Genomic DNA, 13,351 nt, shown 5'->3' on the forward strand with positions numbered 1-13,351 from the left:
ACCGGGAGGTCCGGTGAACACGGTGCAGCCGAACGACGTCCACGCCGCCTGGCTGCCGCCGGAGGCGTTCCGCGCCATCGGGTCGCGGCGCACCCTGGTCTGCGGCGAGGGCACGCTCGTCGACACGGTGCGCGCCGAAGTGGCCCGGGCCTGCGCCCGGTACGGCGGCAGCGTCGACCGGCCCCCGCCGCGACCGGCGTCCGCCGACCGGCCGGCCGCCGGCGCGTCGTACGACCTGGTGCTCGCGCTGGTCCCGGCCGCGCTCCTGCCGGTGGCCGCCGCGGCGGTCGACGTCGGCTATCGGCGGCGGCACGGGTCCGGCGCGCTCGGCGAGGAGGGTTTCCTGCTGGCCCGGCACGCCGAGGTCACGGTGGTGCTGGCCGAGGCGCCCGCGGGGCTGCTCTACGGCCTGTTCCACCTGGTCCGGCTCGGCGAGTCGGCGTTCGGGCTCACCCGCCCGACGGAGCTGCACCGGCCGGCGACGCGGCTACGCATGCTCGACCACTGGGACAACGTCGACGTGCACCCGGTGATGGGGCAGGTCGAGCGCGGCTACGCGGGCAGGTCGATCTTCTGGCGGGACGGCGCCCGGCGCGCGGACCTGACCCGGGTCGGGCCCTACGGACGGCTGCTGGCCGCCTGCGGCGTCAACGCGATCGCGGTGAACAACGTGAACGTCCACGCCACGGAGGCACGGCTGCTCACCGACCGGCTCGGTGACGTCGCCGCGATCGCCGACCTCCTGCGGCCGTACGGGGTCCGGGTGCACCTGTCGGTCAGCTTCGCCGCGCCCGTCACCCTCGGCGGCCTGCCCACCGCGGATCCGCTGGACGACGGGGTGCGGGCGTGGTGGGCCGAGGCCACCCGGCAGGTGTACGAGACCATCCCCGACTTCGGCGGCTACCTGGTCAAGGCGGACTCCGAGGGGCAGCCGGGCCCGTTCGGGTACGGGCGCAGCCACGCCGACGGCGCGAACGTCCTGGCCGACGCGCTGGCGCCGTTCGGGGGTGTGGTGCGCTGGCGGGCCTTCGTCTACAACCACCGGCAGGACTGGCGCGACCGGTCGACCGACCGGGCCCGGGCCGCGTACGACCACTTCACGCCCCTGGACGGGCGGTTCCGGGACAACGTGATCCTGCAGGTCAAGCACGGCCCGATCGACTTCCAGCCCCGGGAGCCGGTCTCTCCGGTGCTCGCCGCCATGCCGGACACCCGGCTGGCGGTGGAGTTCCAGGTGACCCAGGAGTACACCGGCCAGCAGCGGCACGTCTGCTACCTGGCGCCCTGGTGGAGCGAGGTGTTGGGGTACGCGCCGTGGGGCGACGACGGGCCGACCGTGGCCGACGTGGCGGCCGGCGGTGGGTTGGTCGGGGTCTCCAACGTCGGCGACGACCCGTTCTGGACCGGACACCCGCTGGCGCAGGCGAACCTGTACGCCTTCGGTCGGCTGGCCTGGGACCCCCGGCTGGACCCGGTGGCGGTGCTCGACGAGTGGATCGGGCTCACCTTCGCCGGGTCGGCGCCCGACGCCTCGGGGATCGTCCGCCGGACGCTGCACGGGATCATGGACGACTCCTGGCGCACGTACGAGCGGTACACGGCGCCGCTGGGCGTCGGCTTCATGGTCCGTCCCGGCGACCACTACGGGCCCGACGTCGACGGCTACGAGTACAGCCCGTGGGGCACCTACCACTTCGCCGACCGGGACGGCGTCGGCGTGGACCGGACCCGGGCGTCGGGCACGGGGTTCACCGGCCAGTACCCGCAGCCGTGGCGCGACGTGTACGAGTCGGTCGAGCGGTGCCCGGACGAGCTGCTGCTCTTCTTCCATCACGTGCCGTACGGGCACCGGCTGCACAGCGGCTCGACGGTGATCCAGCACATCTACGACACGCACTTCGCCGGGGTGGAGCAGGTGACGGCGATGCGGCGGCGGTGGGAGCAGCTCGCCGGGGTGGTCGACGCGGGGTTGCACGCCCGGGTCCGGGAGCGCCTCGACGAGCAGGTGCGGTGCGCCGAGGAGTGGCGCGACCAGGTCAACGCCTACTTCTTCCGCAAGTCGGGGGTGCCGGACGCCCGTGGCCGCCGGATCCCCTGACGCCCGGGCCCTGCCCCGCCCCGGCCGTCGACGGCGCCTCGCGGCATCCCGGGGTGTCCCCCGTGCGGGATGCCGCGAGCTGCGGCTTGTCGGGCGGGCCGCGGTCCGCCGATCGTCCCCGTCGGGACGACCGGCGGGCGACCTCAGCGGATCTCGGTGGTGGTCCAGCGCGGGGAGGCGTTGGTGACCGGGACGGTGTCACCGACCAGTGTGGTCACCGCCTGCGTGTCCCGCCGCGCGCTCGTGCCGACCCAGAGTTCGACGTCGCCGGGCTCCACGACCCGGGTGAGCGTGCGGTCGGAGAAGGCCAGCCGGGTGGTGGGGACCGTCAGCTCGACCGTGACGGACCGGCCCGGTTCGAGGTGGACCCGCCGGTATCCGAGCAGCTGCGCCACCGGCCGGGTCACCGAGGCCACCGGGTCGCGGCCGTAGAGCTGGACCACGTCGTCGCCGGCGACGGCGCCGGTGTTCGTCACGCGCACGGTCACGCGCAGCGCCCCGTCGGTCGGCACGGTGGCGGGCACCGTGAGGTCGGCGTACGCGAACGTCGTGTAGGACAGTCCGTGCCCGAACGGCGCCACCGGCGTCGCCGGCAGGTTGGTCACCTCGCTGCCCGCGCCGAGGGTGGGGTGCAGGTAGGAGTACGGCTGCGCGCCGGCCGGCCCGGGCAGGGTGACCGGCAGCCTGCCCGACGGGTTGACCCGCCCGGAGAGCACTCCCGCGATCGCCCCCGCGCCCTCCTCGCCGGGAAAGAACGCCTGCACCACCGCCGCGCAGCGCGCCAGCGCCCAGCCGACCGCGTACGGCCGGCCGGTGACCAGCACGAGGACGACCGGCGTACCCGTCGCCAGCACCGCCTCGACGAGTTCGCGCTGGACGCCGGGCAGCTCCAGGTCGTCCCGGTCGCAGCCCTCGCCGACGGTGCCCCGCCCGAAGAGGCCGGCGTGGTCGCCGACGACCAGGACGGCGACCTCCGCGGCGGCCGCCGTGGCGACGGCCTCGGCGAAGCCGGACCGGTCGTCGGTGTCCACGTCGCAGCCGCGCGCCGAGGTGACGAGATCGGCCCCGAACTCGACCCGCAGCGCGTCGAGCACCGTCGGCACCTCGATGCCGGCCTCGACGCCCGGATGCTGGACGAGCACGTGGTTGAGGAACGAGTAGCACCCGAAGAGCGCGCCCTGCCGGTCGGCGTTCGGGCCGATGACCGCCACCCGTCGTCCCGCCGCCAGCGGCAGCGCGTCCCGGTTGGCGACCAGGACGATCGACTCCTCGGCGAGCCGGCGGGCGATCGACCGGTGCTCCGGCGAGTCGAGGTCGACCTCCTGGGGCGGCTCGTCGGTGAAGGTCGCGTCGAGCAGGCCGAGGTCCCGCTTCTGCCGCAGTACCCGCAGCACCGCCCGGTCGATGAGCGCCTCGTCGAGCTTGCCCGCCCGCACGGTGTCCCGCAGGGTCAGGTAGGCGTCGCCGGTCGGAAGCTCGACGTCGACCCCGGCGGTCAGCGCCTGCCCGGCCGCCTCGGCGTGGTCGGCCGCCACGTGGTGCAGCAGGTTGAGGAAGGCGACCCCGTAGTAGTCGGCCACGACGGTGCCGTCGAAGCCCCACCGGTCGCGCAGCACGCCGGTCAGCATCGTCGGGTCGGCGGCGACGGGCACCCCGTCGACCTCGGCGTACGAGTGCATGACGCAGCGCGCGTCGCCGTCGAGGATCGCCATCTCGAACGGGATGAGCAGCACGTCGGCCAGCTCCCGGGGGCCGGCGTGCACCGGACCGAAGTTGCGCCCGGCGCGCGAGGCGGAGTAGCCGGCGAAGTGCTTCAGGGTGGCGTGCACCCCCTGCGACTGCAGGCCGCGCACGTACGACGTGCCGACGGTGCCGACCAGGTACGGGTCCTCGGAGATGCACTCGTCGACCCGGCCCCAGCGCGGGTCGCGGATCACGTCGAGCACCGGCGAGAGCCCCTGGTGGATGCCCAGGGCCCGCATCGAGGCCCCGATCGCCGCGGCCATCTCGGTGACCAGCTCGGGGTCGAACGCGGCACCCCAGGCCAGCGGGGTGGGGAAAGTGGCCGCCTTCCATGCCGACAGCCCGGTGAGGCACTCCTCGTGGACGATCGCCGGGATGCCGAGCCGGGTGCCCGTGACCAGGTCCCGCTGGAACTTCCACAGCCAGGACGCCCGCGCCGCCACGTCCACGGGGCGGGTGCCGTAGGCCCGGGTGAGGTGGCCGAGGCCGTGCCGGGAGAAGTCCTCGAGCTTGACGGCGTCGCCGAACTCCCCCTGCAGTGGTGCGACCGCCTCGCCGTCCTCCTTCTCCCAGAAGCCGACGAGCTGCGCGATCTTCTCCTCGATCGTCATCCGGCCGAGCAGCTCGCGTACGCGTGCCTCGCCGTCGTGTCCGTCCGGTCGGTCGTGGTCCGGACCTGCCTGAGCCGGTACCGGCCCGCCCACCGCCGCGTGGACCTCAGTCATGCTGTGCCTTTCATCTGGTTGTGCTCGTTGCGCTGCCGCTCAGCCCTTGACCGCACCCTGCAGGCCGCCGACGATCTGCTTCTCCGCGAGCGTGAAGAAGAGCAGGGCCGGCAGCATCGCCAGTGAGGTGAAGGCGAGGACGCCCGCGGTGTCGGTGGAGTACTGGCTCGAGAAGCTCTGCACCCCGAGCGGCAGGGTGTGCAGGTTGACGTCGCCGAGGACGAGCAGCGGCAGCAGGAACGCGTTCCAGCTGGCCACGAACGCGAGCACGCCGACGGTGACCAGCGCGGGCCGCGACAGGGGCAGCGCGATGCGCCAGAGGAAGCCGAGCCGGCCCGCGCCGTCGATCGCGGCCGCGTCCTCCAACTCGCGAGGGATGGCGGACAGGAACGGCCGCAGGATCACGATCGTCAGCGGCAACTGGAAGGCGACCTGCGGGAGGATCACGGCGTAGTAGGAGTTGATCAGGCTCAGGTCGCGCAGCATCAGGTAGAGCGGCAGGATCGCCGCACCGGCCGGGAAGAGCAGGCCGACGGTGAAGAAGGTGTAGAGCGCCTCACGCCCCCGGAAGGTGTAGCGGGCCAGCACGAACGCGGCGGCCATCCCGAGCACCACGACGCCGAGGGTGGTGCCGAGGGCGATCACTCCACTGTTGAACGCCTGCTGCCAGAAGTTGCTCCGGCTCAGCACCCGGGCGTAGTTGTCCCAGACCCACGGATCGGGCAGGCCGCCGGGATCCGCGACGATCTGGGGAGTGGTCCGGAAGCCGCCGATGATCACGTAGAGGATCGGGGCGATCGAGACGGCCGCGATGGCGAGCGCCAGCGCGTAGGTGAGCGGGGTGCCCCAGGTCGCCGGACGGCGCCCGGTGGACGGGGAGAGGACGGGGTTGGTGGCCACGATCAGTTCGCCCTCCGGGTGATGGCGCCCTCGATGTCCCGGCGCAGGATGAAGCGCTGGAACAGCAGCGCCGCGACGAACGAGATGACGAAGAGGATGACGGCCACCGCGTTGCCGTAGCCCCACAGCCGGGCGAAGAACCCGTTGTCCACCATGTAGGTCGCCATGGTGCCCGATGCCCCGAGCGAGCGCACCGCGGGCACCGAGGTCACCCAGATCACGTCGAAGACCTGCAGCGAGCCGATCATCGACAGGAACGCCCAGATCCGGATGGTCGGGCCGAGCAGCGGGAGGGTGACGTGCCGCTGGGTCTGCCACCAGCTCGCGCCGTCGATGGCGGCGGCCTCGGTCAGCTCGTGCGGCACGTTGGACAACCCGGCGAGCAGGAGGATGATGGCGAAGCCGACGTACTTCCAGGTGAGGACGAACAGCAGGGTCCAGATGACGACGTCCAGGTCCGCGAGCCAGGCCTGGACCAGGCCGCCGAGCCCCAGGGACTTCAGCAGCGCGTCGAAGGTGCCGTTCTCGACCAGGATCAGCTTCCACATGATGCCGACGGTGACCTCGGCGAGCACGTAGGGCACGAACACCAGCAGGCGGAACACGGCGCGCCCGCGGAAGCGGCGGTTGAGCAGCAGGGCGATGCCAAGGGCGACGGGGCCCTGGATCAACAGCGACCCGAACACGATGATCGCGTTGTTGCGCAGCGCGTCGAGGAAGATCGGGTCCTGGAAGGCCAGGGTGTAGTTCCTCAGGCCGACGTAGTCGGTGGGCGGCCCGACGCCGCGCCAGCGATAGAGGCTGTAGTAGACCGCGAAGCCCATGGGCACCAGCACGAACATCACGTACACGACGATCGCCGGCGTGGTGAGCCCGACGATCTCGTACCACTTGCGGCGGGTCTCGGCCCGCCGGGAGGATGGGCGCCCGGCGGGCCGGTGACCCGCCGGCGGCGTCGAGACGCCGCCGGCGGGGAACCGGGTCTGGTCGGTGGAGGTCACTTGCTCGCGGCTGCCTTCATCCGCTCGACGACCTGCTCGGGCGTGCCCTTGCCCGAGAAGATGCCGACGATCCCGTCGTTCATCGCGGTGCCGATGGTGCTGCCGTAGGCGGTGTCCAGCCAGAGTTGCACGTAACTGGCCTGAGACGTGGCCTCCAGGATGGACTTCAGGGCCGGGTCCTTGATGCCGGCCTCCGCGCCCTTCGCCACGGGCAGGCCGGTGCCGGTCTCGGCGTAGCCCTTCTGCACCTCGGGGCTGGCGATGTACTTGAGGAACTCGACGCACTCGGCCGGGGCGTTCTTGGCACAGGCGAACCCGTCACCGCCGCCGAGGGCGGCCTTGGGGTCACCGGCGGAACCGGAGATCGCCGGCACCGGGAACCAGCCGAGGAACTTGGCGAGCTTCGCCTTGTCCGTGGCGACGGTGTCCAGCGTGCCGCGGTTCCAGTCGCCCATCAGCTCCATCGCGGCCTTGCCGTTGGCGAGCAGGCCGTTGGCGCTGGTCGGGTCGTTCTGGCCCGGCGTGGCGATGAAGTTGTTCTGGAACGGCTTGGTGTCGATGAAGGCCTTCAGGTCCTGGCCGGCCTTCACGAAGCACGGGTCGTCGAAGACCTTGTCGGTGGTCGCCTTCTTCAGGGTGTCGACCGAGCAGTCGCGCAGCGCGAAGTTGTACCACCAGTGCGCGGCGGGCCACTTGTCACCGGCGCCCACGGCGATCGGGATGACGTTGATGGCCTTGAGCTTGGTGACGGCGGCGTTGAGCTCTTCGAAGGTGGCCGGCGGCGCGGTGATGCCCGCCTGGGCGAACATGTCCTTGTTGTACCAGATGCCCTCGATGCCCATCCGGAACGGCAGGCCGTACTGCTTGCCGTCCACCTGCCAGATCTCGGCCGCGCTGCCGATGTTGGCGACCTCGGTCTTGACCTGGTCGGTGATGTCCTTGAGGTAGTCGGCCTCGACCTGATCGCGCAGCTCGCCACCACCCCAGGTCATGAAGATGTCCGGCGGGTCGTTGCTCAGCAGCGCGGCGGGGATCCGGGTGCGCTGGAGCTGGTTGGTCTCGATCGCCTCGATCTCGATCTTGACGGTCGGGTGGGCGGTGGAGAAGTCCTTGGCGACCTTCTCCCAGTAGGTCTTGCCGGGCCCGTCCTGGTTGGCGTTGTGCCACCAGGTGAGGGTCACCGGGTTCTTGTACAGCTCGCTCTGGGGGGAAGCCTCGTCGTCGCCGCCGCTGTTGCACCCAGCGACAACGAGAGCACTTGTCATAAGCAGTGCCAGGGCGGCACCTGCACGGCGCTTCGTCGCCATAGATTTCTCCTCGACTAGTCAGTCGCGGTACTCGGCCTGCGGGGGAGTTTTACAGCCACGTAACTTGGTGTCAATCGGTATCGATAACGTTTTCGAATCGCTCGTGACGGGGGCCGCGCGGCGGCTCTATCATCGTCTGCGTGGTGTTCCCGGAGCGCGTCAAGATGTCGGATGTGGCACGTACCGCCGGCGTCTCGGTCGCCACGGTATCGAAGGTAGTCAATGGGCGGTACGGCGTCGCCCAGGCGACCGTCGAGCGCGTCCAGCAGGTCATCCACGAGTTGGGCTACGAGGCGAGCCTGGGGGCGCAGAGCCTGCGCAGCCACCGCACGAACGTGCTGGGGATCCTGGTCGCCGAGTTCGAGCCGTTCTCGACCGAGCTGCTCAAGGGGGCGTCCCGGGAGGTGGCCGGCAGCGGATACCAGCTGCTGGCGTACTCCAGCGGCGACGGCGAGGGCGCCGCCATAGGGTGGGAACGGCGCTCGCTGGCCCGGCTGTCCGGCACCCTCATCGACGGCGCCGTGATCGTCACGCCGACCGTGGTCGAGACCAAGCACGGCTTCCACGTCGTGGCGGTCGACCCCCACACCGGCCCGTCCGGCCTGCCCACCGTCGACTCGGACAACTTCGCCGGCGCCGTGCTGGCGACCAACTACCTGCTGTCCCTCGGTCACCGGCGGATCGGGCACATCAGCGGACGCGCCGACCTGGAGTCGGCCCGGCTGCGCGAGGCCGGCTTCCGCAAGGCGATGGCCGACGCCGGTGTGCCGGTGGACGAGCGGCTCGTCCGCGTCGGCGGGTTCCGGGTCGAGAGCGCCGCCGGCACCGCCGCGGAACTGCTGGCACTCCCCGACCGGCCGACCGCGATCTTCGCCGGAAACGACCTCTCGGCGATCTCCACGATGGACGTCGCCCGCGGTATGGGCCTCACCGTGCCGGACGACCTGTCGGTGATCGGCTTCGACAACGTCCCGGAGTCCGCGCTGGTCGACCCGCCGCTGACGACCATCAGGCAGCCGATCCAACGCATGGGCGCCGAGGCGCTGCGCCTGCTCATCGACCTGATCGGCGGCGTCGAAGGCAACACGCACATCCGGCTCCCCACCGAGTTGGTCATCCGTTCGTCCTGTCGCCCCCATCGCTGACCCGCCTCAACCGGCCGGCGGCGCGGTCGGCGTCCCCGCGGCGTCCCGGGGCGGCCAGGGGGCGGCGCTGTCGCGCACGACGAGTTCGGTGGCGAGTTCCACCCGTGGGCTCTCGATCCGCTCGCCCTGAGCCAGGCGCAGGACCGTGCGGGCGGCGAGCATGCCCATCTCGGCCAGGGGTTGCCGGACGGTGGTCAGCGGCGGGGAGCACCAGCGGACCTCCGGCAGGTCGTCGAAGCCGACGACGCTGACGTCGTCCGGCACCCGCAGACCGCGTCGCCGGACGGCCTCGTAGACGCCGAGGGCCATCTGGTCGCTGGAGGCGATGATGGCGGTGGCCGGGTCGGCCATGCCGAGCAGGTGGTTGCCGCCGGCGAACCCGGCCTCGTGATAGAAGTTGCCCTGGCAGATCAGCCTGTCGTCGACGCCGAGGCCGGCGGCCTCCAGCGCGGCCCGGTAGCCGTCGAGGCGCGCCCGGCTGCACATCAGCTGCGGCGGCCCGGCGATGAAGCCGATCCGGCGGTGGCCGAGGCCGAGCAGGTACTCGGTGGCGCGCAGGCTGCCCACCCAGTTGGTCGCGCCGATCGTGGGCGCCTCCTGCGGCGGCACCCCGGCAGGGTCGACGATGACGACGGGGATGTTGAGGCGGCGCAGCTCGGCCTGCAGCGGCGGCTCCAGGGTGGAGGTCACGAAGATGACCCCTTCGGTGGACCGCATGCGCATGTTGTGCAGCCACTGCCTGGCCGAGGAGCTGCGCCAGTGGATCGCGGACACCACGGTGCCGATGCCGGCCGCGTGCGCGACGTCCTCGACACCCCGGATGATCTCGACCGCCCAGGGGCTGTCCAGGTCGTTGAAGACCAGGTCGACCAGGCCCGAGCTGGCCCGCATGCTCGGCGGGCGGCGACGGTAACCGTGCCGGGTCAGCAGCTCCTCGACCCGTTCCCGGGTCTGGGGTGAGACGTCGGAGCGGCCGTTGATGACCCGCGAGACGGTCGGAACCGAAACGCCGGCCAGGCGGGCGATCGCCGCGATGGTGACTTTCCGGGAATTGTCCGAGGTCACGGGGGCCCTTTCGACATCGCTGAGGCGCGCACCGGCAGGTTCCCCGGGCCGGCCGGCGGCGGATCCGCGAGCGCTGATGCCGGAATTTTCATCGAGGTGCCGACATGTTTCGACGTGCTGGCGGGTACGTTACGACGCGCTCCCGCCAGGGTCAAGGCTCTGTCGCCCGTCGCCGCGAGCCGTTACGGTGAGCGGAAATCCTGGAACTTCCGACGAAGAACTTCCGGAAACTCGGCGGAGGACCGACCCCCCAAGGAGCCGTACATGTCGACGGAGATCGCAGACGTGGCCACGACCGCCCGGTCGATCCGCAACCCGGTTCTCACCGGGTTCCACCCGGATCCCTCGATCCTGCGCGTGGGTGACGACTACTACCTGGCCACCTCGACCTTCGAGTGGTATCCCGGGGTCCGCGTGCACCACTCGCGCGACCTCGTCCACTGGCGCGCGGTCGGCGGGATCATCACCGACCGCCGGCTGCTGGACCTGCGTGGCTGCGGCGACTCCAACGGGGTGTGGGCGCCCGACCTGACGTACCACGACGGGCTGTTCCACCTGGTCTACAGCGACGTCGCCAGCTTCGCCAGCGGCTACTGGGACCCGCAGAACTACCTGGTCACCGCCCCGGACATCAGCGGGCCGTGGTCCGATCCCGTGAAGCTGCACTCGCACGGCTTCGACGCCGCGCTGTTCCACGACACCGACGGCAGCACCTGGCTGCTGAGCATGAGCGCCGACTGGCGGCCGGGGCGGGACCGCTTCGGCGGCATCGAGATCCAGCGCTACGACCGCGAGCGGCGCCAGCTGGTCGGCGAGGCGCGGATCATCTTCCACGGCACCGCCGCCGGCCTGACCGAGGGGCCGCACCTGTACCGGCGGGACGGCTGGTACTGGCTGGTCACGGCGGAGGGGGGCACCAGCTGGGAGCACCAGGTCACCGTCGCCCGCTCCCGGCACCTGTTCGGCCCGTACCTGGCCGACCCGTCCGGCCCGCTGCTCACCTCCGCGGGCCGCCCCGACCTGCGCCTGCAGAAGGCCGGCCACGGCTGCCTGGTGCAGACCCAGCGCGGCGACTGGTACCTGGCCCACCTGGTGGCGCGCCCGTACTCGCCGCTGGGCAGATGCGTGCTCGGCCGGGAGACCGCGATCCAGCGGGTCGACTGGCCCGCCGGGCAGTGGCCACAGATCGCCGGCGGCGTGCCCGCCGACACCATCGCCGCGCCGGACCTGCCCGCACACCCCTGGCCGGACGAGCCGGCGACCGACCACTTCGACTCCCCGCGGCTGGCGGCCTGCTGGTCGACGCTGCGCCGCCCGGCCGGCCCGGAGTGGCTCGACCTCGAGGCCCGCCCGTCGCACCTGCGCATCCACGGGGGACAGTCGCCGGTCGGCAAGCAGACCCCCAGCCTGGTCGGGCGGCGGGTGGGCGCCGAGCGGTGCGCGCTGGAGACCGTGGTCGAGTTCGACCCCGTCGATCACCGGCAGCTGGCCGGGCTGACCGCGTACTACAACACCCTCAACTGGCACTACCTCTACCTGACCCGGGCCGACGACGGCCGGGCGGTGCTGGAGCTGCTCAGCTGCGACCAGGGGCGACGGACCGCCCACCCGGAGCTCACCGTCGACGTCGGCGACGCCGTCCGGGTCGGCCTGCGCGCGCGGTTCGACGGGCCGGTGGTGCGCTTCGGGTACGACCTCGGCGCCGGCTGGCGGGAGCTGCCGGTGGACCTGGACGCGACGATCCTCTCCGACGAGCACGCCGCGCTCGTCGTCGACGGCGAACCGGCGGCCTGGGGCTTCACCGGCGCCTTCCTCGGCCTGTGGGTGCAGGACCTCGGCGGCGACGGCGTCTACGCCGACTTCGACGAGGCCACCTACCGGGAGGACTGACCGGCTCGCCGACGGTTGACGGGCGACATCGACCTCCGTAATCTCTCGGGCTACTTGCGGAAATACCTTCGGAAGTTTCGGGGGCCGCGGGCCGGGTGGACACCCGGCCCACCCCGCGTCCACGGCCTCCTGACCACCACCGCCGTCGACCCCCGGGCCGACCCGCTTCCCGGAAGGAATCCCCCATGAAACTGAGACGCTGGATAGCCGCCGGCGCGGTCGCCGTCGCGACCCTCGCCGCCCTGAACGTCGCCCCCGCCAGCGCGGGCCGGCCGTACGATCCCACCAGCCAGAGCCTGCGCGACCTGGCCATGCGGCACGGCCTCTACGTGGGCACCGCCGTCGACATGGCCGCCCTGAACGACGCCACCGACCCCCGCTACCGCGAGCTGGCCGGGTCCGAGTTCTCCACCGTCACCGCCGAGAACGCGATGAAGTGGGAGAGCCTGGAGCCCACCCGGGGCAGCTACAACTGGGGGCCGGCCGACGAGCTGGTCGACTTCGCCCGGCAGCACCACCAGCGCGTACGCGGGCACGTGCTGGTCTGGCACAACCAGCTGCCGGCCTGGCTGACCGCCGGGGTGGCCGACGGCTCGATCAGCAACACCGAGCTGCGCCAGATCCTGCGCGACCACATCACCGCCGTGGTCACCCACTTCAAGGGCCGGATCTGGCAGTGGGACGTGGTCAACGAGGCGGTCAGCGACCCCTGGGACACCCCGTCCACCCTGCACTACAAGGGCTTCTGGGCCGAGCACCTGGGGTCGGGCTACGTCGCCGACGCGTTCCGCTGGGCGCGTGCCGCCGACCCGAAGGCGCTGCTGTTCTACAACGACTACAACATCGAGGCCTTCGGCTCCGGTGACCCGGCGAACGACAAGACCCAGTTCGTCTACGAGATGGCCCGGGACCTGCGGGCCAAGGGCGTGCCGATCGACGGGATCGGCAGCCAGGGCCACCTGGGCACGCAGTACGGCAACTACGACACCTTCCAGGTGGCCGCGGCGCTCAAGAAGTTCGCGGGCCTGGGGCTGGCGACCGCGTTCACCGAGGTCGACGTTCGCAGCCAGCTCACCGAGGGCGTCCAGGCCGGCGACTCCGCCGAGATCAACCCGAGGCTGCAGGCGTCGGCGGCGAACTTCAGCGTGCTGCTGCGGGCCTGCCTGTCCTCGCCGCACTGCCTGTCGTTCACGCTCTGGGGCTTCGACGACAAGCACTCCTGGGTGCCGGGCTGGTTCAAGGACCCGCCCGAGGGACTGGCCACCGTGTACGACGAGAACTACCAGCCCAAGCGGGCGTACCAGGAGCTGAAGGCAGACCTGATCTACTCCGGACCGCCCTTCGTGCTGCCGCGCGTGCCGCAGCAGCCGCGCCGGTAGGCGCGCCCACCCGATGACGGCGGGGCCGGTCCGCGGACCGGCCCCGCCGTCATGCTCCGGGAAATTTCCGGAAGTTGTTGACGTTGCCGCAGGGGTGT

The 13,351-nt window shown here is 71.8% G+C and carries 9 protein-coding genes; 4 read left to right on the forward strand and 5 right to left on the reverse strand.

Going from position 1 to position 13,351, the window contains the following annotated elements; translation table 11 throughout:
- Window positions 1-13: 13 nt before the first annotated feature.
- A complete protein-coding gene (locus EFE23_RS13090) occupies window positions 14-2,098 on the forward strand; it encodes an alpha-glucuronidase (RefSeq protein ID WP_199737052.1) in 2,085 nt (694 codons plus the stop codon).
- Window positions 2,099-2,241: 143 nt separating this feature from the next.
- On the opposite strand, the gene EFE23_RS13095 is transcribed toward EFE23_RS13090, so the two are convergent.
- The 4 genes from EFE23_RS13095 to EFE23_RS13110 are packed head-to-tail and all read right to left on the reverse strand — an operon-like array spanning window position 2,242 to window position 7,648.
- Window positions 2,242-4,566, reverse strand: coding sequence for a beta-xylosidase/alpha-l-arabinosidase (locus EFE23_RS13095; RefSeq protein ID WP_123241190.1), 2,325 nt, complete (start codon window positions 4,564-4,566; stop codon window positions 2,242-2,244).
- A gap of 39 nt (window positions 4,567-4,605) precedes the next feature.
- Entirely contained in the window at window positions 4,606-5,472 is an 867-nt protein-coding gene (locus EFE23_RS13100; RefSeq protein WP_123241213.1) for a carbohydrate ABC transporter permease, read from the reverse strand.
- A complete protein-coding gene (locus EFE23_RS13105) occupies window positions 5,469-6,467 on the reverse strand; it encodes a carbohydrate ABC transporter permease (protein ID WP_123241191.1) in 999 nt (332 codons plus the stop codon). Before EFE23_RS13105 ends, EFE23_RS13100 begins: the two co-directional genes overlap by 4 nt.
- Window positions 6,464-7,648, reverse strand: a complete 1,185-nt coding sequence (locus EFE23_RS13110; RefSeq protein WP_233600964.1) for an extracellular solute-binding protein — start codon at window positions 7,646-7,648, stop codon at window positions 6,464-6,466. Before EFE23_RS13110 ends, EFE23_RS13105 begins: the two co-directional genes overlap by 4 nt.
- Window positions 7,649-7,914: 266 nt before the next feature.
- Between EFE23_RS13110 and EFE23_RS13115 the strand changes: the two genes are divergently transcribed.
- The gene (locus EFE23_RS13115; RefSeq protein ID WP_123241193.1) at window positions 7,915-8,919 is read left to right on the forward strand and encodes a LacI family DNA-binding transcriptional regulator; all 1,005 of its coding nucleotides are present in this window, start codon (window positions 7,915-7,917) and stop codon (window positions 8,917-8,919) included.
- Between the two features lie 6 nt (window positions 8,920-8,925).
- On the opposite strand, the gene EFE23_RS13120 is transcribed toward EFE23_RS13115, so the two are convergent.
- Window positions 8,926-9,984: a LacI family DNA-binding transcriptional regulator gene (locus EFE23_RS13120; protein WP_123241194.1), complete on the reverse strand. Its 1,059-nt coding sequence runs from the start codon at window positions 9,982-9,984 to the stop codon at window positions 8,926-8,928.
- A 264-nt stretch (window positions 9,985-10,248) separates the two neighbouring features.
- Here EFE23_RS13120 and EFE23_RS13125 point away from each other — a divergent pair, with 264 nt between their 5' ends.
- The gene (locus EFE23_RS13125) at window positions 10,249-11,874 is read left to right on the forward strand and encodes a glycoside hydrolase family 43 protein (protein ID WP_123241195.1); all 1,626 of its coding nucleotides are present in this window, start codon (window positions 10,249-10,251) and stop codon (window positions 11,872-11,874) included.
- Between the two features lie 185 nt (window positions 11,875-12,059).
- Complete coding sequence (locus tag EFE23_RS13130) at window positions 12,060-13,253, forward strand: endo-1,4-beta-xylanase (protein ID WP_123241196.1); 1,194 nt, start codon at window positions 12,060-12,062, stop codon at window positions 13,251-13,253.
- The last annotated feature ends 98 nt before the right edge of the window (window positions 13,254-13,351 follow it).

It is taken from the genome of Micromonospora solifontis, from assembly GCF_003725545.1.
In the GTDB taxonomy this organism is placed as follows: domain Bacteria; phylum Actinomycetota; class Actinomycetes; order Mycobacteriales; family Micromonosporaceae; genus Micromonospora; species Micromonospora solifontis.